Here is a 22,532-nt window from a genome sequence, read left to right as displayed (position 1 = left end):
GAGTGGATCGTTTGAAAAGAGTACTGGTACTAAACTTCTTTCCTGCTTTTCATCCGCCAACAAGCGGAGGAGAACTGAGATACTATCATTTCTATGAAGAACTCAGCAAGGTTATGGATGTTACCTTGCTGTCCCCCACGTATTCTCATCATGAAGCAGAGGTAGTCGTTCATCATGACCACTATAGGGAGTACCGTATCCCTAAGCAGAACGTTCACGACCAGCTTCATATGGACTTGGATAAAGAAGATGTCGGCATGGAGATATCAGCGCTTGTTTGTGCGCTAAGCGCGGATTATGCTAATGCTTATCATGACAAATATTTAGAATTATATAATGATGCTGATATCATTATTCATGAGTTTCCTTACATGCTCAATTATGACCTCTTTTTCGGGCTCGATAAAAAGCCCCGTATTTATAATAGCCATAATCATGAGTCGGAGCTGGTTAAGCAGACATGGAAAGGAAAAGGAGCAGAAAAGTACATTAAATTATTGGGAGATATGGAGAAGAAGCTTGTTCAACAAGCAGATCTTGTTTTTGCTACGGCAGCTAAGGAAGTCGAAAACTTCGTGACCATATATGGGGCGGATCCGAGCAAAGTCTTACTAGCTCCTAACGGCATTATACCTGGCGATTTGATGCGGGAAACGAGGGCAGCTTCGAGTTCCGATAAAAAGACAGCTTTTTTCATTGGAAGCGCTCATCCTCCCAATTTGGAGGCTGTTGAATATATTCTAAACTCATTGGCGCCTTCATGCCCTGAGTTTGAATTTGTCATTGCAGGAGCATGCTGTAATAGTTTTGTCCAACCGACCAGTTCCAATGTCAAGCTCCTTGGGTTGATTGATGATGCGAAGAGGCATGAATTGTTTGCCACGTCTGATATTGCCATCAACCCTATGTTTTCCGGTGCCGGAACGAATCTGAAAACTCTTGAATATATGTCTGCTGGTATCCCTCTCGTATCGACGGAGTTTGGCGTGAGGGGATTAGATCTGGATAATCATAGTCATTTTCTTCAAGCGGAGAAGGATACTTTTTCCGAGGTTCTTCATGCGATCATCCAAATGAATCCACTGGAACTCGACCAAATAGCTAAGAATGGACAGGAATATATTCAAAGCCGCTACTCCTGGGAATCTATAGTGAGCGATGTTCTTCCCTATATTATGAATGTAACAGATGGTGACTTTTCCAATAAATTCCCTAATATTCTCGTTTTGAACGATTATGGAGTCGCTGCTCCGACCGCAGGCGGGGAGATTCGAATCAATAGGCTTTATTCGGCTATGTCCAGAAACTATCAAGTAAACCTTTTATGTCTTGGCGGTCAGGACAATCTGCAGCGTGATTTTATTACAGCTCGCTTTGTCCAGATTTCGGTTCCGAAAACGAATGAACATAAAATGGAAGATACTAAAATAAACGGGAAACATTGGATAAGTGCTGCCGATATCGTCAATGCATATATGATCAAAGAAAATGAACTCTTAAAAAGAATATATGATTGCTTATATAAGGCTGCCGATCTTATAATAGCCAGCCATCCTTACATGATGAATATTGTGGATAATCCCCTTGATAAGCCGTTTATCTACGAAAGCCATAACACAGAATTTACTTTGAAAGAGGACCTGCTAAAAGGCCACCCTCTTTACGATGAGCTCATAAGGGAAGTCTATTCCGTCGAAAGGAAAGCCGTAAACAGCAGCCGACTAATCGTTAGCGTATCAGACACGGACCATGCAAGCCTTCAGATTCTAAAGAAAGAGCCGCTCGATCCGACTAAAATCTTCACGATTAAAAACGGGGTAGACATTAAACATGAGAAATATAACACAGAACCTGTAAAAGCTGTTTTTTCAGGCTATCCAAGCATAGTATTTGTGGGCAGTTCTCACCCGCCCAATATCGAGTCCGCCAAGTTTATCGTGGAACGACTTGCTCCCCAAATCAGCGCCTACTTCATATTGATTGGTTCCGTTTGCGATGCCCTCTCAAGCGATTTGCCGGATAATGTCATTTTTCTGGGACGGATAAGCGATATTCAAAAAGATTTTGTTATGCAAATGGCTGATGTAGCTCTGAATCCAATGATGGGCGGATCCGGATCCAATTTGAAGTTGGCCGATTATATGTCTCATTCACTTCCTGTGATTACGACTTCTATCGGCAAAAGAGGGTATGAAATCGTAGACGGGGAGCATGCTGTTATCTGCGATTTAGATGATTTTAAAGATAGAATCGTTGAACTGCTTGCAAAACCTGAAATGCGGGATGAAATTGGGAAAAAGGCATTTGCTTATGTTCGCCATACATTGGATTGGAAAGTTCTTGCCAGAGAGTTCGATGCATTGATTCAAAAAGAACTATTTGGGCGCAGTAGGAAGAAGATCCTCTTTATCACTTATCGGTATACAGAACCTCCTCTGGGAGGTGCTGAGACGTACCTGCTCAAAGTTATCGAGCAATTGGATCAAAACGATGACTACTCTATTGATGTTGTTACCATGGACATTGGATCTTTATATAATAAACACCATTTTTCAATCGAATATACAACGGATATCGATTTTAATGATTCAAATTATCGAAATACGACCGTTTACAAGTTCCCTGTAACCGCGATTAACGATAATATCAAATATGAAAATAGCAGAAAACTGTTTGAATTATGGATGAAAGAGTCGTGTTCGCTTTCTCTTTATTTTAAAGAGCATTACACTTTTCCAATCCTGCTTGGCGGATGGCATTATCCGGAGAAACAGGAAGAAGGGTACAGCGTTTGGTCTTCTTCAGAGTCTTATCTCTATATCGGGGAATCCAAAACGGTATGCATACGCGCGGAGAGCCCTACAAAGAGAATGCTAACGATAAAATCGGCAGAGGGAGCCGTCGTATACCAACAGAAAGTAGCGGGTTCATTCCGAATCGAGCTCTCCCAGTTAGAGACGACTATGTTGGCTTTATCCATTGATGCTTATTATGTTGAAGGGCAAGATCCGAGGGGCCTGGGGCTGCGTGTAAATGAAATCACATATGATCTAGGCAGTAAAGGAAATTCGGTATTAAAGCTTGACTATAACTATAAGGATTTCCTTAAAGAAAAAGCCTATGAACCTTTTATTGATCAGTTGATTGCTCAAGCAGAGCACAGGGAATCTCAATGGGATGAATTGTTCCAGACAACTCGAGGCCCGGCCTCGGAGGAAATGAAAAGCTGGCTTGAAAATCATATCCAGGATGCGGACCTCGTCTTCGGCCACAGTGTGCCGTTCCAAACTTTCGTTACAGCATCGGATTTTGCTAGCAAATATAATAAACCGTTGATGCTGCTTCCTCATTTTCACATGGACGACGAGTATTATCACTGGAAGTCCTTCTATGACAGTATGAGAAAAGCCGATCGAGTAATAGCAGCTCCAACTGCATCTATACCCATTTTTTATGATAAAATAGGGGCGATAACAGAAGCATTGCCTGGTGGAGCAATAGACCCCTCTGAATATGAACATATCGACAGCTCGGATTTCAAGAAAAAGTATGAATCCAATCTGCCGTTTGTTTTAGTGTTGGGAAGGAAATCGCGCTCTAAAAACTACCATTGGGTCATGGAAGCCATTGAAAAAGTGAATCGTGAGGTTCCTAAATGTAATCTCGTCATAATCGGTAAAGACGAAGATGGGGATCCTATTCATCAGGACCATGTCTATTATCTTGGGGCCTTGGAACGAGAGGAAGTCATGGGCGCACTGAAAGAATGCGCCATGCTTGTTACAATGAGCGATAGCGAAAGTTTTGGCATTGTCATCCTGGAATCCTGGATGCTCAAAAAGCCAGTAGTTGTTAATGAAAGCTGTCCTGCTTTTACGGAACTGGTCGAGGATGGGGAGAACGGTCGGTTAGCCAATAAAGAAAACTTGCATGATCAGATAATAGACATTCTAGACCATCCTTTAAAATCATCTAAAATGGGAGAAAATGGATTTAATAAGGTTTCAAGTTCTTATACTTGGAACTCCATCTCTTCTAGATTAAATCAAATTTTTAAAGACTTAACGACAAAAGCGTAAATAGTTAAAAAAGAGGAGCCGGAGTTGACGATCAAGCTCAACCCCGGCCCGTATATTTTTTAGCTGGAAGGGAAGGCAGATGTGAGTAATTCACTTAAAAAAGTTATATATAGTATTATTGGGCTATCATTTCTTGTATATTTTATATATATAGCTACTGCTATTATATTCAATCGTTCTCTGGCAGAAGACGGCTCTTTTTATTTTGTCTCACTATTGAATAATATGCATAACCGTTATCCCTATTCTCATAACTCGAATGATATTGGATTGTTTGTCACTTTAATGAACCAGCTTCCTGTCTCCTTGGCTCTGAAACTAAATATAGAAAACATACCATTTCTACGATTCCTCTATAATTCTGTCCCTTTTTTGTCTGCAACCGTTGGAATGTTCATTACTTACTGGATTTCAAAACGCAGCCAAAATCGATTGTTCTTTCTGGTGCCATTTGCAGCTTATGTGTTATTAATAATCCCTTTTGAAGGGCGAGGAACCAATTCATTTTTACTATCCTTTTGGTTGTATACCCTTATCTTGTTGTATACTCTAGTTGATTTCCGAATAAAACGAATTGATATTATACTAGTTATTAGCTGCCTTGTGCTTGCCGCTCGCTCTCACGAAAGTCTCGTAATTATTGGTATTATTATCGTAATTACAGCTATTAATAATACACGAAGAATCACTGATACAAATATTCTTTTACTAAGAGTGATTATTGCTTTCGTAATGTCATTAGAAGTTGTTTACGTCTTCTGGTGGTATTATTCTCATTCGCATTTGAAAAACCTTTTCTCATTTATTAATCAATTTGAATTTCCTACCTTACATAACCTTGGAAACAGTTCAATATCCGTTTTGATGATTGGTATAATTGCCGTTGTTGTGTTTTCAATTTTTACATTTACAAAAAAGAAGGAAAAGCAGAAAAACTTTGCTATTCCCTCTCTAATTTCTTTAATATTTACGTTTTCTCTATTATTTTTTGTATGGAATATGAGCCGACAAAGCGAAAATAAATCATTTATAGGAGGTTTTTCAAGTGGGATTTCAATTTGGTTGACCATATTCTTGTTTTTGCTTCTTATATTTCTTCAAAATAGATATAAAAGAATGAATAATTCTGTTTTCCTTGGTTTCATTCTATCGTTATTATTACTTTCTCAAAGCGTAGGGCAATTATATGATAACTATAAATGGCATGGATATACCAATGAAATTAAAAGTGTTCTAGCCTCATCCAATGCAGGGATTCTTGATAAAGATGATATGAACAGCCGCATTAGAGATTCTTCTTTTATTTTGCCTTGGACATTGCCGTCGCTATCTATTGCACTCTCTGATGGATACAAACTAAAAACATTAATGGTCCTCCCTGAGAACGAGGGGGAATTTGGGGTGAATCGAGAAAAGGAATTAATTCATATACCCAATATTGATTTGAATCCAAATGTTTTTATCTATCCGGAATTAATAGGGTCCATTCAGAACTATGACTTGTTTAGACATCCTTACCATCTAGGGGATTTGATTGATTTCTCTGGTTCTCTAGATAATTTGATTTTAACGGGGTGGTCCAAACCGGAGAATTGGGGGCGTTGGACTATTGGGGGGGAATCACAGATTAAATTAGTTGTTTCTCCAATGGATTTAGGAAAGCCCTTAGAGTTGCGTGCAGAAGCAGCTGGATTTGTGGCAGACAAGCCCCAAAAGGTGAAAATATATGTTAATGATGTTTTTGCGGACTCTTGGATCTTTAACAATAATGATGAATGGAGCCAAAGAAGGTTGAATGTGAGCTCTGATTTAATCCGGTCCAATCAACCGCTGAAAATTTCCTTTTACATTGAAATGCCGAGCTCTCCAAAGGAAAGCAATAGGGGAGATGATCAGAGGAAATTAGGATTAGCTATAAAAAATATAACGATAGATCAACAATGATAGATATCGATATGGAGGATTGAAATGCGTCGTAGTTACATCGGTCGGACTATTCTTGCTTCAATATTTATTTTATGTATTTTGTTTGCTCTTACTCATCGCCCTCAGCTATATGGAGACGGAAACGAATATTTACAAATGATAATTTCTTTTGTGAATCATGGGAGCGCTCATTTACTGCCGTATGATATTGAAATTAGAAACCAGCTTCATGCATCTGCGATAGATCCTTATAACGGTTATTTCAAAGATTTAGATGGAAAATACTATTCATTCCATTTCTGGTTTTATTCTCTTCTATGTGTGCCGGCCTATGTCTTATTAAAATTTTTTGATTTAAATGTTTTAAAGGCTTTCCAGCTAACCAATGTGTTGATGTTGTTTGTTCTGATTTTTATGATTTATAGATCATCTATAGAGAGAAATAGAAAAATTTGGTTATATTTCGGTCTAGTAAATCCCATTTGGCTATATGTTCAGTGGAGCAATTCAGAAGTATTCAGCTTCGTTTTTCTATACATGGGATTGCTGAAATTTTTGGAGAAAAAAGCAGTGCCGGCTGTTATATTGACTGCGATAGCATCACTTCAAAATCCAGGAATTGCTCTTATTACTGCAATCATAGGATTTGTTGAGTTCATTATGGTATTGAGAGAACGGAAAATCACGAAGAGATTTGTTGGAATTGTGTTAGGATCTTCTATCGTAATATTCCCTTATCTATGGTACTGGGCACATTATAGAGTATTTAGTTTGATCGGCGAAACATATACAACCAGTATGAGTACAGAAAAACTGGTAAGCCTTTTCCTGGACCCTAACTTTGGAATGTTGATTTATATCCCCATGGCCTTTGTTATTTTAGCGTTTCTTTTAGTTAAAAAAGACTATTTGGCTGTAGTTTCATTAGGTATGTTGATTTTGATAGGGCTCATATGTACCGTGCAGATCAATTGGAATAGTGGGAACATATATATGAACCGATATGCGGTATGGATGATTCCTATCGCAATATATGGATGTATTAACATTTCCAATCGTTTAAGATTTAAGGTTTGGGCAATTTCATCTCTCATTATCAATGGTTTGATCTTATTGATATGTATTGGTTATTATTCTAGTTATTCTCATACTCAATTTACTCCTTTGGCCAAATTGGTGATTGCTTCCGTTCCAGGTCTTTATAATCCACCAGTTGAAGTGTTAGCAGAACGTGCAATTGATAAGGAAGTCTACTTGCCATCAAAAGACAGGCTTCCAATCATATTTTATCAAGGGGAAACGAAACGAAAAGAATTAGATATGGACGAGCAAGGCACTTACCATTACCGAAACTTCGCTCCTCATGTTTCCTTTAAACCGTTAGCCGTTTTTAAACCCATACCTGCTAAGGAGGACATCAATCTAAACCCCATGAGTATTTCTTTTACAAGCGGATTTTATCAATTGGAAGATTGGCAAGGAAGAATGGCAAGATGGGTTAAGGACGAAGCCATATTGGAGTTTCTTTCGTCCGAAAGAAGGTCAAATAAAACAATTTCAATTTCGTTGGGTAGTTTTTACAAACCGAACCATGCCGAGATATTCTTTAATGGTACGAAAGTTTATGATGGGATAATCAGTAATGAGGAAATACGTATTTCATTTAATCAGGTTCTAAAAGAGAAAAATAGTTTAATAATTAAATCAAAAGACAAAGTTGTAAAGGTATCGGAACTGGATTCATATAAAGGGAGTTCTGACAATAGAATCTTGGCGTTTTATACAACGGATTTACAGATATCATAAATTTCTCGCGATAAATCAGAGGGAGTACTTCATTGAGAAATAATATATTGGATATATTTAAAGGAATTGCAATATTAAACATCATTCTAATTCATACCCTTTGGTGGAGCGGAAACAGCTATATTCCTTCTTCAATTATTCCGCAGTTAGCTCTTTTAATCGATGTTCCATTGTTCTTCTTTTTAAGTGGTTGGTCTACTATCTTCTCCAAGAGGAATTCGATGCAAGATATATTTGGTCGATTCCTTAAATTATATGTTCCTTACATATTGATGGTAATCGTATTAATTATTTTTATGTTTAGTTCTCATGGACAGTTTCCATCATGGAATGAAATTTCAGGATGGCTGCTCATCTTCAATCAGAATTCCGATGGTTGGCCTGTTGTAATGGGATCAATCTGGTTCCTGACCGTATTTATATGCATAATGCCATTTACACCGATATTGCGTTATATATCGCAATATCGTAATGCAAGTCTTCTTTATCTGATTATTTCTATTATTTTTATAGGCTTATTCTCATCCAATTCGGAATTCTTGAATTATAGTATATATCCTACGGTGAGTCTGCGGCTTCTGATTTTTTATTCTGTCTTTTACTTTTTAGGGATATATACGGCTCAAATTTCGATTTCTAAAAGGTCAGGTTTTAAAATCATTTGTGTTTTATCTGTTTTTGTTATTGCAGATTCGATCAACAATGGTGGGTTCATGATGCAGGAAAACAAATTCCCACCTACTTTAATCTATTTTGCAGCCTCCATGATATCTATAATAATTGTATTAATTGTTAAAAATTATGAAAGCAATCTTTCCAAATGGTCAAATAGTAGCATGGGAAGTTTCTTGACTTACAGTGGTAAAAACGTTTTTTACATTTATTTATTTCAAGGTTTTGGTGCCTCGGCATTATATTATCTCATACCCTATTATTCTCAGTTTCACTGGATCTTTGTTCTTTTTCTATCATACATAATCAATATAGTGATAACTTATTTATTGGTGGTCATTATTTCATTTGTGGATAGAAAACTTTATTTCCTATATAAGAATTGAGAGTGAGTTAAATGGCTTATCTATTTATGATAGTATCAATTCTACTGGGAGCGTGTGCTCAGATTCTAATGAAGATGGGCACGATGAAGATCCAGTTATCTCTTTTATCTGTTATCACAAATATTAACATCATATCTGGCCTAGTTTGTTACGGCCTATCGGCTTGTCTGTGGATCGTGGCTATTTCAAAAATCGATCTATCATTTGCATATCCAATGGTAGCGTTGGGATATGTCATCGTATTTATCTTGTCTTACTTTTTATTGGGAGAATCGATTTCAATTCTAAGAATGGCGGGTTTAGTGACTATTGTTTTAGGCGTAATAATGATTGCTAAATCTTAGCAGGCAGGAAAGGATGGAGAGCAACCCTACATGGCTTATTTTCTAATTCCTTTAGTGGCGTGGCTGATTGCCGGAATCATGAAATTCATGATCAACTATATTAGATTCGGAAGTGAAGCAAAAAGCCGAATTGGAAATGGCGGATTTCCAAGCAATCATACAACCATAGTAACGGCGACGACGATGACAATCGGATTCCACGAAGGTTTTCAATCGCCTGGATTTGGTCTCGGAATAGCCGTTATTGCCATTGTAATTATTGATGCTACTGGTTTAAGACGGCATGTTGGGTATCATGCGGAGAGCTTGAACAAGCTTCAAGACAAAAAAATTCATCGCGAAAGCATGGGGCATACCAAGATGGAAGTAGCGGGTGGCTTAGGGCTAGGAGTTCTCATCGGTTTCCTAGCTGATCTTATCGTTAGGAGTGGGTGGCTGTGAAATCAAATATGGAAGTTGCTGAGCGTTCTCGAACGCAGCCTCATATAATCTTTGACATCATCAAAGAGCTAAGACCTAAGCAATGGACGAAAAATTTGTTAGTGTTTGCCTCTGCGTTATTTGCAGGACAAGTGCTAGAACCGTCTATTTTCCTTAATGCGTTATTAGCATTTCTAGCCTTCTCTCTCATGGCCAGCACGATTTATGTCATTAATGATATTTTTGACGTGGAAAAGGACAAGCTCCATCCAGATAAATGCAACCGCCCTCTTGCTAGAGAGGCGATATCCATCCCCATGGCAATCGTACTTGCAGTTGTGACGTTTTGCTTTTCGGTGACACTGGGGCTGATGGTGAACGGTGCCTTGACCGTCATTCTTTTGATTTATTTTGTGACAAACTTGTTATATTCGCTTCGCTTGAAGCACGTAGTTATCATAGATGTCATGCTGATTGCTCTAGGATTCGTACTTAGAGCAGTTGCCGGCGCATTAGCGGTTAACGGCTTGCTGACCTCTTGGTTTATCTTGTGTACCATGGGACTGTCCCTTTTCTTAGCATTAGGAAAAAGAAGGCACGAATTAAAGATTTTCAATGAGAATTCTTCCAGTAGAAGGAAGGTTCTGGATTTTTATTCTATTGCCATGCTCGATCAGCTCATGACCGTCGTAACGGCTGTGCTTATTATGTTTTATTCCATGTATTCAGCTTCCGAGGGCCAGCGAATGATGTTTACCATTCCGATTGTCTTGTACGGCATATTTAGATACTACTATTTAATTCATATGAAAAATGCAGGTGGAAAGCCAGAGGATATTTTGGTTAGCGACCGTCATATTCTCGGAACCGTCCTCATATTCTGCATAGCCATCGCTTTCATAAAAGCTTTCAACTAATTTCAATGAGGTGAACTCATATGAAAGGAATCATCCTTGCAGGCGGGACAGGCTCCCGCCTGTTTCCTTTAACCAAAGTAACCAATAAACATCTGCTTCCAGTAGGCAAATATCCCATGATTTATTACTCCATCGCTAAACTAAAAGAAGCCGGCATTTACGACATTCTCATCGTCACCGGAAAAGAGCACATGGGCGACGTGGTGAATCTGCTCGGAAGCGGCTATGAATTCGGCGTATCCTTGACTTACAAGGTACAGGATCAGGCCGGAGGCATCGCTCAGGCGCTCGGCCTGGCCGAACAATTTGTCGGCGTAGATCAGATGGTCGTCATTTTAGGGGACAATATTTTCTCGGACAGCATTGCTCTTTATGTGGAACATTTCCAGAAGCAAGAGACAGGAGCTAAAATACTCCTTCAGGAAGTGCATGATCCGCAGCGATACGGCGTTCCAGAACTGAAGGGCGATCATATTGTATCGATCGACGAAAAGCCGAAGGAGCCGAAGAGCAGCTACGCAGTGACAGGAATTTATATGTATGATTCCGCGGTATTCGATATCATTCGATCCTTGAAACCTTCCAACCGGGGCGAGCTGGAAATAACGGATGTAAACAATGCCTATATCAAAACCAATTCGCTAACATATGATATATTACAAGGCTGGTGGACCGATGCGGGAACCCATGCTTCGCTGACCTACGCAAACGAGTTGGCTAAAGAAATCACTCTCGGCACCGAGTTCGGGGAACTTAAGATCTAGCCAATTGCCTGGAAGAATCGGGTCTTGCAAGCGTGAACCGGAAGGGTGCAATCCTACCAAGGAAGGGGCTGAAGGAACTTGATCGTCCAGGAAACAATGCTGCCGGGATTGAAATGGATCGAGCCGGCTGTCCATGGAGACCAGCGAGGTTTTTTTGTGGAGAGCTACAACGAAGCGCGATTTCGGGAGCACGGAATAACCCATCGATTTGTCCAAGACAATCATTCTCTTTCCGTGGAAGCAGGAGTATTGCGAGGACTCCATTATCAGCTTAATCCCAAAGCCCAAACCAAGCTGGTCCGTTGTACGGCAGGAGCGATCTATGATGTCGCTGTAGATATCCGCCGAGGCTCGCCGACCTTCGGGAAGTGGCAAGGATTTATATTGAGCGCCGCCAATCATCGCCAGCTGCTGGTTCCTCGAGGCTTCGCTCATGGGTTCTGCACGCTGGTGCCGAATTCCGAGGTTCAGTACAAAGTCGACGAGCTCTACTCAGCCCAGCATGACCGGGGAATCGCCTGGAACGACCCGGCTCTCGGCATTGATTGGCCTGTCCGCAATCCCGTCTTGTCGAAGAAAGATGACATGCATCCCGCATTGATGGACGCAGAGATTGATTTCATTTACGACATCAACGGTTAATTCCAACAACCGGGAAGAAAGGGACGTTGCCAAGTGAAGCTGCTCGTTACCGGCGGAGCCGGATTTATCGGAAGCAATTTTGTGCTGTATATGGCGCAAAAGTACCCCGGGTACGAAATTGTTAACGTAGACGCTCTGACCTATGCCGGGAACCTAGAGAATTTGAAAGCTGTCGAACAGCATCCCGGATATCATTTTGTCAAAGCGGACATTACCAATCGCGCGGAGCTGGAGCCCATTTTCCAAGCTGGCGTGGATGTCGTGGCCAACTTCGCGGCGGAGTCTCATGTGGACCGCAGCATTCTTGAACCGGATGTATTTGTAAAAACGAATGTTCTTGGTACGCAGACTCTGCTGGATCTATCCAAGCAATACGGAGTCAAAAAGTTTGTCCAGGTGTCCACGGACGAGGTTTACGGGACTTTGGGGGAGACAGGCCTCTTTAAGGAAGAAACGCCGCTCGCTCCTAACAGCCCTTACTCGGCAAGCAAAGCAGGGGCGGATTTGCTTGTACGGGCCTATCACGAGACGTTCGGACTTCCCGTGAACATTACGCGCTGTTCCAACAATTACGGACCGTACCAGTTCCCCGAGAAGCTGATTCCGCTGATCATTCAGAACGCCCTGCAGGATAAGCCGCTGCCGGTGTACGGAGACGGGCTTAACGTCAGGGACTGGCTTTACGTGGAGGACCATTGCAGCGCCATCGATCTCGTCATCCATCATGGCGTGAACGGCGAAGTGTACAACATCGGAGGGCGCAACGAGCGAACGAATATTCATGTCGTCAAAACGATCTTGGAGGAGCTTGGGAAACCGGAAGCACTGATCCACTATGTCAAGGATCGTCCGGGTCATGATAAACGGTATGCCATCGACGCCGATAAAATCCGCAGTGAGCTAGGCTGGAGCCCGCAGCATGATTATGAATCCGGAATTCGGACAACCATCCGATGGTACCTGGACAACGAGGAATGGATGAAAGACGTGCTGAGCGGAAGCTACCAGAATTATTTCAAGCTCCAATACGGAGATCGCTTAAATGAAGCGGAGTCCACGGAATGAAGCCGCTGGAGGATGCGGGGATGAAAATGAAGATTCTCGTAACGGGAGCAGGAGGGCAGCTCGGCAAAGAGCTCGCCTTGTGGCCGAAATCGGACGAATTTGAAATCATCGGCTTGGATCGGGGGGCCTTGGACATCTCCTCCTGCGAGCAATGCCGCGAGGTCATCGGGAATTTTCAGCCTGACGTCGTCATTCACTGCGCGGCGTATACGGCCGTGGATCAGGCGGAATCCGATCTTGAGGGCGCATATGCCGTAAATGCAACCGGGTCTGGATGCGTGGCGGAGGCGGCTGACGAGATCGGCGCCAAGCTGATCTATGTCAGCACGGATTATGTTTTCGACGGGAACGGAACGTCGCCTTACCGTACGGACGCTCCTATCAACCCGCAAACCGTCTATGGGAAGTCCAAGCACGCAGGAGAAATGCTTGTGGAGACGTTGAACAGTCGGACGTTCATCGTGCGTACTTCCTGGGTGTATGGCAAGCATGGGAACAATTTCGTCAAGACCATACTGAAGCTTGGAAAGGAAAGAGGAAGCGTCAAGGTCGTCAATGACCAGACGGGATCTCCTACCTACACGAAGGACTTGGCCCGCTTCCTGCTCCAGCTGGCAGGTACGGAAGAGTACGGGACGTATCATGCTTCCAATAGCGGGAGCTGCACCTGGTTCGAATTCGCTCAAGCGATATTTGAAGAGAGCGGTGTGGCAGCCCAAGCATTGCCTTGCACCTCCGAGGAGTTTCCGCGCCCTGCTCCGCGTCCGCGTTATTCGGTCCTTGATCAGAGCCGAATCAAGGAAATCGGACTGGAGGAGCTTCCGGAGTGGCGGGACGCTTTGGCACGATTTATTCATGAGATTAGGGAATAAACGCGAAATAAAGTCGGCTCATCCAAGTGATGGCCGGCTTTATTCCTATTCCTAGCTAGTTTTCCGGGTGGATCGGCTGAAGAGATCCCCAATCATCGCTCCTATGATCCAGGCCAAGATCATCAAGTTGGCATAAGCCATTCCAACCGCAAAATAGTGTTCCCATCCGCTAAGCGAGCCGTTGCCGAACCCGCCTCCTTGACGGGCTCCGCCAAAGCCTCCTTCGCGCATCCCTCCTGCGCCTCGTCCGGAGATATCCATACCGAAATTAGGATTGCGGCTGATGTCTACCCGCCCCTGGGCAGTTTCATTCATTCCGCTGTGCCTCGAGCTTCCGAACCCCGCGTCGCCGTTGCGGAAACGGGGGGAAGAGACCTCGATGCCCCCCCGCAGCCACTTCCCCCCAAACCCTCCATTCAGCACCAGCCAAATGTTGAGCGCCGTCGACATCGTGAACAGCCCGGCCGGAACTCCCCAGCGGATACGTTCCCGCCCAGGCTCCAGCAGGAACGGGATGAGCAGCAGGAACAGCATGGCGGGAACGCCGTAGCGCTCGTGGATTTCCGTCGGGAGCAGGAAGAAGGCCAGATTGACCAAAGCGGCCGCCTTCAGAAGATGAACGGTTTTAAGATCGCGCAAAAGCAGGATATAGGCCGCAACGAACAGGCAGACAACCCCAAGCAGGATGAACCCGAAGGTCTTATAACTGACGCCGCCAAAGAAAATCGTATCGTCGTGGACGGACGGATTCGTAAAGAGATGGTACCAAAGATTGAAAGCGTTCAGCGAAAGCTGGGGATACATATCCGTTGCGCTGAGATACGCCATGCGGACCATGTCGTCCAGCGCGCCTTTCATCGCGAACCAGCCTGCGGTCAAAGCCGACGGGATGGCAAAGCCGGCGATGAAGAGCAATGGACGGCGCCAATCGCGCCGGAGCAGCTGCCGGAGCAGCAGCGCCCCCAGGACGGGGAGGACGACGATGGCTTGGAACTTGCTCAGCAAGGCGACTGCAATGAGGATGCCGGCGGCTAGCGGCTGGGTCAGCACGAGCAGCACGGATATTGCCATCAGCGCGCTGTGGAACACGTCGATCTGTCCCCATACCGCTCCGTCCGCGAGCAAGGCGGGATTGAAGGCCAGACAGGCAAGCAGCGTCAGCCGGCGCTTGCAGGTCCAGCGGCGGAACAGCAGCAGCAGCGCTGCCATGGTGCCGAGATCGAACAGAATCGGAAGCATCTTGCTGCTCAGATGGGCGGTCCGGATCTCGATGCCGAGGAAGTCCAGAACATGCCCGTATCCTTCCAGAATGGCGATGAATACCGGGGGATAGTTCTGCATGTCGGAGCTGAGATAGGAGCCGCGCACACCATGCTGCATGGCGGCTTCCATCCAGCGGATGAAATACATCTGGTCTCCTACATACCCCTGGGTATAGATGCCCAGCAGAACGCGTATGGCAAGCCCGCCGGCAACGAGGGCGGCAACCGCTGCATAGAATTGCCCGGGCCTCATCCCCCCCGATGGAATCCGGGCATTGTTTTTCCTGTCTTTAAACTCGCCGTCCCTCGGCAGGCTGTCGTTCCTCATTTGTCGGCTCTCCTTTCATTATTATTTTATTGCTCCGTCTATCCTGCTTGTACCATGCATGTCCGAGGTCTCTTCTTATGCATTCTGTCAGCAAGTCAATATTCCCGCTTGCGGTAGGTGCCTGGCGATAGGCCATAGCGATCGCGGAATACGCGGTGGAAATAGGTGTAGGTGCCGAAGCCCGATTCGTCCGCGATCTGCTCCAGCGTCAGCTGGCTGTTGTCCATGAGCCTGAGCGCCATAGCGAGACGGACCTGCTGGGCGTACTGCATGATGGAGCAGCCGATCTGCTGCTTGAACAGATGCACGGCGCGGGTTTTGCTGATGCCGGCATGGGCGGCCGCTTCATCCAGAGTGAAGGAGCCGGTGGCATTGGCTTCGACAAAATGTTTGATTTTCAGCGCCTGCAGCGCGGTCGCGCCGCTTTTCGCAGCCGGCGCCTCCGCGATGGCGCGGTCCAGCAGCAGGCAGAGCGCCTGCAGCAGAGCGGCCAGGATGGCCGGACTGCCTCCGTCGAGCCTGCGCCGCTCCAGCATGAGCTGCTGCCAGACGCTGTCGATCTTCCCGTCGTCCGCGATGCGGATCCGGGGAGGACGTTCCCGCATCCGCCACCATTCATCCAGCCAAGGTCCGGTGGCCATGAAGTAATAATCCGCACTCGGACCATAACGGCTGTCGGGGCCGGGAGCCTCTATTTGCAGATCGTAGGCATCTCCGGGACGATACATCAGCAAATCTCCTGGCAATACGGCCGTCATGGATCCGCCGATGAGCGCGCGGGCCTCCCCCTCCGTCTGCAAGCGGAGAAGGTAGGTATCGAGGGTCCGGAACGATTGGCGAAAAGGCTGCAGGTGCCTGGAAAAGTCGCACAGCGTCAGCGTAAGGGGAAGACGATCCAATGCAATCACTGCCTCTCTTATCTAGCATAATCTAAAAACATGAAGCTTGAATGAACGGGATGTTAGCAAATCTTGAACTTCGCAAACTTCGCAGCAGCTTGCCCGCAAGGATGGGAAATGGAGAGGGCGTCAATCCGAACGACCAGATTGTGGAGGTTCATAGCCATATTGTTTCTTCATCCGGAAAGGCCTTTCCTTTTATAATAGAGTCAATTGTACAGGAAGGGAGGAGAGGCATGAGGGAAGGAGCCCAATTGACCCGAAACAATGTAAGCGCATACGCTGCCCTGGAAGCCGGCATGGCAAGGGTGCTGCAGACGGCTGGAGACACGGGAGACAAGCTGCGGGAGAAGACGCTGCTGAAGTTCCGTTCCGACGAGAGCGGCCACGGGAACCATCATATCTACGACGATGTGGCCTATCAGACGATCGAGGGCTTCGGCGGCGCGCTGACGGAGACGTCTGCCGTTACGATCGCCAAGCAGTCCGGCCAGGGATCATGGACGCGTATTTCGATCCGGAGCATGGAATCGGCTGCACGCTGTGCCGCTCCCCTATTCAGAGCTGCGATTTCTCGCTCGGCAATTACGCCTATGTAACAGACGGTGACGAGGGGCTGGAAAGTTTCAACGTCGGCAGCGACCGCGTGTCGATTCTGCCGCTGATCAAGCGCGCGGCCGGCAAAGCGGGGGGCGGCTTCCGGCTGTTCTCCTCCCCGTGGAGCCCTCCGGCCCTCATGAAGACGAACGGAGAGATGAACCGCGGCGGCCGGCTCAAGCCGGAATACCGCCAGGCATGGGCCGATATGTTCGTGAAGTACGTCTAGGCTTACAAGCAGGAAGGCATCGAGATCTGCAGCGTCTGGATGCCGTGAGCCGGAATGCTGCTGTCCGCCAGCTCGCCGCGATGTCTGACGGCTGTTCCGCTGATTTTGACGGCAAGCTCAACTTTTTTTATTCAATGACTTAATCGGAGGGACTTATAATGGCTAAAATCACTTTCCCCAAAGACTTTGTCTGGGGCACCGCGACAGCTTCCTATCAAATCGAAGGCGCCTGGAACGAGGACGGCCGCGGCATGTCCATCTGGGATACGTTTGCCCGCACGCCCGGGAAGGTCGTGAACGGCGACACGGGAGACGTGGCCTGCGACAGCTACCACCGCTACGAGGAAGACATTGCCCTGCTCAAGAAGCTGGGCGTGACTTCGTACCGCTTCTCCATCGCATGGCCGCGGATCTTCCCGCAGGGCACGGGAGAGGTCAATGAAAAGGGACTGGACTATTACGGCCGCGTCATCGACGGCTTGATCGAAGCCGGCATCGAGCCGGCCGTCACGCTGTACCACTGGGATCTGCCGCAAGCGCTCCAGGACAAGGGCGGCTGGGACAACCGGGAGACGATCGACGCGTTCGTGAAGTACGCCGAGGTTGTGTTCAAGGCTTTCGGCAGCAAAGTAAAGCAGTGGATCACGTTCAACGAAACCTGGTGCATTTCCTTCCTCTCGAACTTTATCGGCGTGCACGCTCCCGGCCACACGGACCTGCAGCTGGCGACGAACGTCGCTCATCACTGCATGGTCGCCCACGGCAAGACGGTTCAGCTGTACCGCAGTCTGGGACTGTCCGGCGAAATCGGAACGACGCATAACCTGAGCTGGTCGGAGCCTTACACGACGAGGCCGGAGGATGTGGAGGCGGCCCGCCGCTCGCGCGCCTGGGGCAACGAGTGGTTCCTGGAGCCGACGTTCAAGGGGACGTACCCGCAGTTCATGGTGGATTGGTTCCGTCGCAAAGGCGTCGAAGTGCCGATCCTTCCCGGAGACATGGAGACGATCGCACAGCCGATCGACTTCATCGGCGTGAACTTCTACACGGGCGGCTACACCCGCTACAAGGAGAACAACGGGCTGTTCGACAGCGAGGATGTCCAGGTCGGCTTCGATCAGACGCATATCGGCTGGAACGTCTACCCGGAGGCGCTCTATAAGGTGCTGAGCTGGCTCCACGAGGAATACGGCGATACTCCGATCTACATTACGGAGAACGGGGCTTGCTGCGACGACAAGCTGGACGCCGACGGCAGCGTCCATGACGCCGACCGGGTCGACTACTACCGCAAGCATTTCATCCAGTGCCAGCGTCTCATCGACTCCGGCGTGCCGCTTGCGGGCTACTTCGCCTGGTCGCTGCTCGACAACTTCGAATGGGCTGAAGGCTACGCCAAGCGCTTCGGAATTGTATACACGAACTATGAAACACTGGAACGCACGCCGAAAGACAGTTATTATTTTATTCAAAAGGTCATTTCGGAAGGCGGGTTCGAAGTATAAATGAATAGCCAGGTTTCAGCGGCGCATTCGTCGCTGTCTCCGGACAAGGGCGGCAGCGGGGCGGCAGGCTTCGCTGCCGCTCCTGTCCGGGGGACGGTGAGCGTCCATATTGTGACTTACAACAGCGAAGAGGATATCGAGGGCTGCCTGGACTGCGTTCTGGCGCAGTCGTATCCCATCGAGAAGATTATCGTGCTGGACAATGCGTCCAGAGACGGCACGGTGGAGCGGCTGCGCCGCTATGAGGCGGGGCTCGCGCGGGAGCGGGAAAGAGACCTCCGAGCGGACCAGGAGCGGCATGCCGACAGCCAAGAGCAGGGGGATGAAGGCAGCCGATCCGGAAGCGGAACAGCCTTGCTGCCGTCAGGCGGCAACCGCGCGCGGCTCGTCATCATCGAGAGCGCGGTCAATACCGGCTTTGCCGGCGGCCAGAATCGCGCGCTCGCGGAGGCGGGCAGCGATTACGCGCTCGTCCTCAATCCGGATGTCAGGCTGCATCCGGACTATGTGCGCGGGCTGGCGGAGCGGCTGGACCGCATGCCCGCCGCCGGCAGCGCCGCCGGCATGCTGGTCCGCCAGCCGGAGGGAGGCGTCGGCATGCCTGCTGCCGGAGCGGCTGAGGCCGCAGGCGTGGACGCCGTGGAAGTTCTCAGGGCGGGCCATGCGCCCGATGCCGGAGCTCCGGACGCCGGCCCGGCATCGCCGCCCCGCGCGCTGCCGCAGGCGGTCCGCGCCTGGCTGGACCGCCTGCCGCCGGAGGCGGTCATCGACAGCACAGGCCTGTCGATGGATGCCGCGCGGCAGGCCCGCGACCGCGGAGCCGGGGAGCCGGCCTCCCGCTGGCTGCACGGCGGCGAGGCGTTCGGCGTATCCGGCGCCGCCGCGATGTACCGCCGCAGCATGATGGAGCATGTTTCCATCGAGGGCGAATTTTTCGACGAAACCTTTTTCGCCTACAAGGAGGATGTCGATGCGGCATGGAGAGCGGAGCTTCTCGGCTGGAAGTCCCTCTACGCGCCGGAGGCGAGAGCTTTGCATGCGCGAGGGTGGAAGGAAGGCGGGCGCTCGGCAATCTCTCTGTTCGTGCGGAGGCATTCGTACGAGAACCGGTTCTATACCTTGATTAAAAACGAGCGAAGTCTATTGAACCTGCCCGCGGTGATCGCGATAGAAACCCTCAAAGCGGGGTATATCATAGTGAAAGAGAGAGATTTGATTCCTTGCTGGAAATCCATCTGGAACCGGATTCCGGAAATGCGGCGCAAGCGGCGCGAGCTTCGATTGAAGCCGAGGCGCCGTTGATCCCCTGGCCTGAGACAGGCGCTTCTCTCATTGCCAGCAACCTTTTGCCGCATGACGCGTCGAATAGATAGCTGGCTTTCTCCTTTTTTGGTACAATTAGTGAGATAGCTAGACTTATAGATTTGCGGTGATGAAATATGTTGAGAAGAAACCAGCGTTTTTTGACGCAAATATACATTTTGGCGGATCTGGTCTGCATGCTGGGCGTCTTTCTGATCGCCTACTGGATCAAGTTCCATAGCGGACTGCTGCCGTCCTACGAGACGATCCCGTTCAAGACCTATCTGGTCTGGAGCACGGTCTATGCGTTCGCCGCCGTGCTGATCGGATTCTATACGAGCTTCTACCAGCCCAAGCGCCGGATGAACTTCTCGCGCGACGTGCTGAAGATCTTCCAGGTGCAGTGCCTGAGCCTGCTGCTTCTTTTGAGCCTCTTGTTCATCAGCAAGGAAGTACATATTTCCAGGGAATTCCTGGCCATCTTCTTCGCCTTCAACCTGTTCGCGATGATCGTATACCGGTTCGCGGTCAAGCGTCTGCTTACCGTGTTCCGCCGGCGCGGATTCAACAAGCGCTACGTGCTGATCCTGGGGGCGGGCAGCGTCGGCCGGAGCTTCCACGACCAGCTGCGCCTTTACCCGGATCTCGGTTATGAAGTGTACGGCTTTCTGGATGACTTCCATGTGCGGCACGATGCCGAGGTGACGGCGAGTTACGGCTCGGAGCCGATCAGCCCGATCGTCGGCAAGCTGCAGGATCTGGAGCAGATGCTGGCGGACAATCCGACGATCGACGAGGTCATCATGGCGCTTCCGCTGGATGCCCACTCCAAGTACGGCTCCATCATCAAGATCTGCGAGAAGGCCGGCGTCAAAACGCTCATCATTCCCGATTACTTCGATCTGCTGCCGGCCAAGCCGTTCTTCGACAATTTCGCGGGAGTGCCGCTGATCAACATCCGCGACGTGCCGCTGGACGAGATGGGCAACCGGATCGCCAAGCGAACCTTCGACATCCTGTTCTCCTTGACGGCCATCATCCTGCTGTCCCCGGTGCTGCTCGGAATCGCCGTCGGCATCAAGCTGACTTCCCCGGGCCCGGTATTGTTCCGGCAGGAGAGGGTGGGGCTTAACCGCCGCAGCTTCCATATGCTGAAGTTCAGGTCCATGAAGGTCAGCGCCGGAGTCGCTTCCGACGTGACCTGGACGGTCAAGAACGACCCGCGGCGCACCCGCTTCGGCACGTTCCTGCGCAGCACGAGCCTTGACGAGCTTCCTCAGTTCTTCAATGTGCTGAGGGGAGAGATGAGCGTAGTCGGTCCTCGTCCGGAACGCCCCTTCTTCGTGGAGCAGTTCAAGGAAGAAGTGCCGCGCTACATGGTCAAGCATCATATCCGGCCGGGAATTACCGGCTGGGCTCAGACGAACGGCCTGCGAGGAGATACGTCCATCGACGAGCGGATCCGGCATGACCTGTTCTACATCGAGAACTGGAGCTTCTTCTTCGATATCCGCATCATTTTCAAAACCGTCGTGAAAGGACTTATCCATAAAAATGCCTATTAACAGCAGGGCCGAATCCCCGGCTGCCGGTCTGCCTTATTCGCGGGGACCGAGTGACAGGATCTCGGTCATCATTCCGACGCGCAATGCGGGTCCGGGATTCGGCGAGCTGCTGGAGCGGCTTAAACGGCAGACTCTTCCCCCTTACGAAATCATTGTCATCGATACGGAGTCATCGGACGGAACTCCCGAGACGGCTCATCGTGCAGGAGCCCGAGTCCTTGCCATCCGGCGTTCGGAATTCGATCACGGAGGCGCCAGGAATCGCGCTGCCGCGGAAGCGACGGGCTGCATCCTGCTGTTCATGACCCAGGACGCCATGCCATGCGACGACCGGCTGCTGGAGCAGCTGGCGGTGTCGCTTCACGAGGATGGCGTCGGATATGCTTACGCCCGCCAGTTGGCCAGGCCCGAAGCGGATCAGCTGGAGCGCATGTCGAGGGAATACAACTATCCTCCGGAATCCCGGCAGAAGGGGAGGGAGGATCTGGGCGTGCTCGGCATCAAAACCTTCTTCTGCTCCAACGTCTGCTCGGCGATCCGCCGAGGCATGTTCACGGAGATGGGCGGCTTCCAGGAGCCGACACACTTCAACGAAGATCTATTCATGGCAGCGAAGCTCGTCCTTAAGGGCTACCGGATCGCTTACAATGCCGAAGCCCGCGTCGTGCATTCCCATGACTACACGCCGCTGCAGCAGTTCAAGCGGTTTTACGACAATGGCGTCTCCATGGCGGAGCAGTCCTGGATACTCCCTTACGCATCCGTCGGCAAGGAGGGGGCCGGACTGGTCAAGGCCCAGCTCAAGTCGCTGGCGGGAGACGGCCAGTGGCTTCGGATACCCCGCCTTGCGGCGGAAAATGCGGCCAAGCTGATCGGCTATAAGCTGGGCATCCACCACAAGCGGCTGCCGCTCAGGCTTCAGCGCAAGTTCAGCATGTATCGCCCGTAGCCG

General features: G+C 48.6%; 19 protein-coding genes. 17 read left to right on the top strand and 2 right to left on the bottom strand.

Annotated features, from left to right (window positions below):
- Positions 1-11: 11 nt before the first annotated feature.
- The 11 genes from VE23_RS15005 (at position 12) to rfbD (ending at position 13,893) form a co-directional block, all read left to right on the top strand.
- Positions 12-4,079: a glycosyltransferase family 4 protein gene (locus VE23_RS15005; protein WP_049868414.1), complete on the top strand. Its 4,068-nt coding sequence runs from the start codon at positions 12-14 to the stop codon at positions 4,077-4,079.
- 81 nt (positions 4,080-4,160) lie between these two features.
- Entirely contained in the window at positions 4,161-6,023 is a 1,863-nt protein-coding gene (locus tag VE23_RS26545; RefSeq protein ID WP_157053968.1) for a DUF7024 domain-containing protein, read from the top strand.
- Positions 6,024-6,047: 24 nt separating this feature from the next.
- Positions 6,048-7,811 carry a hypothetical protein gene (locus VE23_RS14995; protein WP_049868412.1) on the top strand — a complete coding sequence of 588 codons (1,764 nt, stop codon included), beginning with the start codon at positions 6,048-6,050 and terminating at the stop codon, positions 7,809-7,811.
- Between the two features lie 32 nt (positions 7,812-7,843).
- A complete protein-coding gene (locus VE23_RS27850) occupies positions 7,844-8,869 on the top strand; it encodes an acyltransferase family protein (protein ID WP_198156178.1) in 1,026 nt (341 codons plus the stop codon).
- An 11-nt stretch (positions 8,870-8,880) separates the two neighbouring features.
- Positions 8,881-9,213 carry an EamA family transporter gene (locus VE23_RS14985; RefSeq protein ID WP_049868410.1) on the top strand — a complete coding sequence of 111 codons (333 nt, stop codon included), beginning with the start codon at positions 8,881-8,883 and terminating at the stop codon, positions 9,211-9,213.
- A gap of 30 nt (positions 9,214-9,243) precedes the next feature.
- On the top strand, positions 9,244-9,654 hold the full coding sequence (locus VE23_RS14980; RefSeq protein ID WP_049868409.1) for a divergent PAP2 family protein: 411 nt from the start codon (positions 9,244-9,246) through the stop codon (positions 9,652-9,654).
- Entirely contained in the window at positions 9,651-10,550 is a 900-nt protein-coding gene (locus VE23_RS14975; protein WP_084781507.1) for a decaprenyl-phosphate phosphoribosyltransferase, read from the top strand. The genes VE23_RS14980 and VE23_RS14975 overlap by 4 nt, the downstream gene beginning before the upstream one ends.
- A gap of 20 nt (positions 10,551-10,570) precedes the next feature.
- Complete coding sequence (locus tag VE23_RS14970) at positions 10,571-11,314, top strand: sugar phosphate nucleotidyltransferase (RefSeq protein ID WP_049868408.1); 744 nt, start codon at positions 10,571-10,573, stop codon at positions 11,312-11,314.
- A gap of 96 nt (positions 11,315-11,410) precedes the next feature.
- Positions 11,411-11,956, top strand: a complete 546-nt coding sequence (gene rfbC, locus VE23_RS14965; RefSeq protein WP_084781718.1) for a dTDP-4-dehydrorhamnose 3,5-epimerase — start codon at positions 11,411-11,413, stop codon at positions 11,954-11,956.
- A gap of 33 nt (positions 11,957-11,989) precedes the next feature.
- Positions 11,990-13,021: a dTDP-glucose 4,6-dehydratase gene (gene rfbB / locus VE23_RS14960; RefSeq protein ID WP_049868406.1), complete on the top strand. Its 1,032-nt coding sequence runs from the start codon at positions 11,990-11,992 to the stop codon at positions 13,019-13,021.
- Positions 13,022-13,047: 26 nt separating this feature from the next.
- Positions 13,048-13,893, top strand: a complete 846-nt coding sequence (gene rfbD, locus VE23_RS14955; protein ID WP_049869753.1) for a dTDP-4-dehydrorhamnose reductase — start codon at positions 13,048-13,050, stop codon at positions 13,891-13,893.
- A gap of 51 nt (positions 13,894-13,944) precedes the next feature.
- Here the strand turns inward: rfbD and VE23_RS14950 are convergent, their stop codons facing one another.
- Both VE23_RS14950 and VE23_RS14945 read right to left on the bottom strand, forming a co-directional pair.
- Positions 13,945-15,483, bottom strand: a complete 1,539-nt coding sequence (locus VE23_RS14950) for a hypothetical protein (protein WP_049868405.1) — start codon at positions 15,481-15,483, stop codon at positions 13,945-13,947.
- Between the two features lie 95 nt (positions 15,484-15,578).
- Positions 15,579-16,211, bottom strand: coding sequence for a helix-turn-helix domain-containing protein (locus VE23_RS14945; protein ID WP_198156177.1), 633 nt, complete (start codon positions 16,209-16,211; stop codon positions 15,579-15,581).
- 407 nt (positions 16,212-16,618) lie between these two features.
- Here VE23_RS14945 and VE23_RS26540 point away from each other — a divergent pair, with 407 nt between their 5' ends.
- The 6 genes from VE23_RS26540 (at position 16,619) to VE23_RS14915 (ending at position 22,529) form a co-directional block, all read left to right on the top strand.
- On the top strand, positions 16,619-16,981 hold the full coding sequence (locus tag VE23_RS26540) for a hypothetical protein (protein ID WP_049868403.1): 363 nt from the start codon (positions 16,619-16,621) through the stop codon (positions 16,979-16,981).
- Positions 16,882-17,208, top strand: coding sequence for a hypothetical protein (locus VE23_RS25905; protein WP_084781505.1), 327 nt, complete (start codon positions 16,882-16,884; stop codon positions 17,206-17,208). Before VE23_RS26540 ends, VE23_RS25905 begins: the two co-directional genes overlap by 100 nt.
- A gap of 158 nt (positions 17,209-17,366) precedes the next feature.
- Positions 17,367-18,713 (top strand): GH1 family beta-glucosidase, encoded by a 1,347-nt coding sequence (locus VE23_RS14930; RefSeq protein ID WP_049868401.1) that lies wholly within the window; start codon positions 17,367-17,369, stop codon positions 18,711-18,713.
- Positions 18,714-20,015 carry a glycosyltransferase gene (locus VE23_RS27070; RefSeq protein WP_049868400.1) on the top strand — a complete coding sequence of 434 codons (1,302 nt, stop codon included), beginning with the start codon at positions 18,714-18,716 and terminating at the stop codon, positions 20,013-20,015.
- Positions 20,016-20,152: 137 nt separating this feature from the next.
- Positions 20,153-21,580, top strand: coding sequence for an undecaprenyl-phosphate glucose phosphotransferase (locus VE23_RS14920; RefSeq protein WP_021878995.1), 1,428 nt, complete (start codon positions 20,153-20,155; stop codon positions 21,578-21,580).
- A complete protein-coding gene (locus tag VE23_RS14915) occupies positions 21,570-22,529 on the top strand; it encodes a glycosyltransferase family 2 protein (protein WP_232316960.1) in 960 nt (319 codons plus the stop codon). Before VE23_RS14920 ends, VE23_RS14915 begins: the two co-directional genes overlap by 11 nt.
- Positions 22,530-22,532: the final 3 nt, after the last annotated feature.

Source organism: Paenibacillus sp. D9, assembly GCF_001188365.1.
Lineage (GTDB): Bacteria > Bacillota > Bacilli > Paenibacillales > Paenibacillaceae > Paenibacillus_O > Paenibacillus_O humicus.
Note: the sequence above shows the minus strand (reverse complement) of the source record. Positions and strands in the feature narration are given on the sequence as shown.

What these genes read in the sequence shown, in the direction of transcription:
- VE23_RS27070 (WP_049868400.1), top strand. Translation starts at nt 18,714, where the DNA reads ATGAATAGCCAGGTTTCAGCGGCGCATTCGTCGCTGTCTCCGGACAAG.
- VE23_RS14970 (WP_049868408.1), top strand. Translation starts at nt 10,571, where the DNA reads ATGAAAGGAATCATCCTTGCAGGCGGGACAGGCTCCCGCCTGTTTCCT.
- rfbD (WP_049869753.1), top strand. Translation starts at nt 13,048, where the DNA reads ATGAAGATTCTCGTAACGGGAGCAGGAGGGCAGCTCGGCAAAGAGCTC.
- VE23_RS14945 (WP_198156177.1), bottom strand. Translation starts at nt 16,211, where the DNA reads ATGTATCGTCCCGGAGATGCCTACGATCTGCAAATAGAGGCTCCCGGC.
- rfbC (WP_084781718.1), top strand. Translation starts at nt 11,411, where the DNA reads ATGCTGCCGGGATTGAAATGGATCGAGCCGGCTGTCCATGGAGACCAG.
- VE23_RS14995 (WP_049868412.1), top strand. Translation starts at nt 6,048, where the DNA reads ATGCGTCGTAGTTACATCGGTCGGACTATTCTTGCTTCAATATTTATT.
- VE23_RS14980 (WP_049868409.1), top strand. Translation starts at nt 9,244, where the DNA reads ATGGCTTATTTTCTAATTCCTTTAGTGGCGTGGCTGATTGCCGGAATC.
- VE23_RS25905 (WP_084781505.1), top strand. Translation starts at nt 16,882, where the DNA reads ATGGACGCGTATTTCGATCCGGAGCATGGAATCGGCTGCACGCTGTGC.
- VE23_RS14915 (WP_232316960.1), top strand. Translation starts at nt 21,570, where the DNA reads ATGCCTATTAACAGCAGGGCCGAATCCCCGGCTGCCGGTCTGCCTTAT.
- VE23_RS14920 (WP_021878995.1), top strand. Translation starts at nt 20,153, where the DNA reads ATGTTGAGAAGAAACCAGCGTTTTTTGACGCAAATATACATTTTGGCG.
- VE23_RS14950 (WP_049868405.1), bottom strand. Translation starts at nt 15,483, where the DNA reads ATGAGGAACGACAGCCTGCCGAGGGACGGCGAGTTTAAAGACAGGAAA.
- VE23_RS26540 (WP_049868403.1), top strand. Translation starts at nt 16,619, where the DNA reads ATGAGGGAAGGAGCCCAATTGACCCGAAACAATGTAAGCGCATACGCT.
- VE23_RS14930 (WP_049868401.1), top strand. Translation starts at nt 17,367, where the DNA reads ATGGCTAAAATCACTTTCCCCAAAGACTTTGTCTGGGGCACCGCGACA.
- VE23_RS14985 (WP_049868410.1), top strand. Translation starts at nt 8,881, where the DNA reads ATGGCTTATCTATTTATGATAGTATCAATTCTACTGGGAGCGTGTGCT.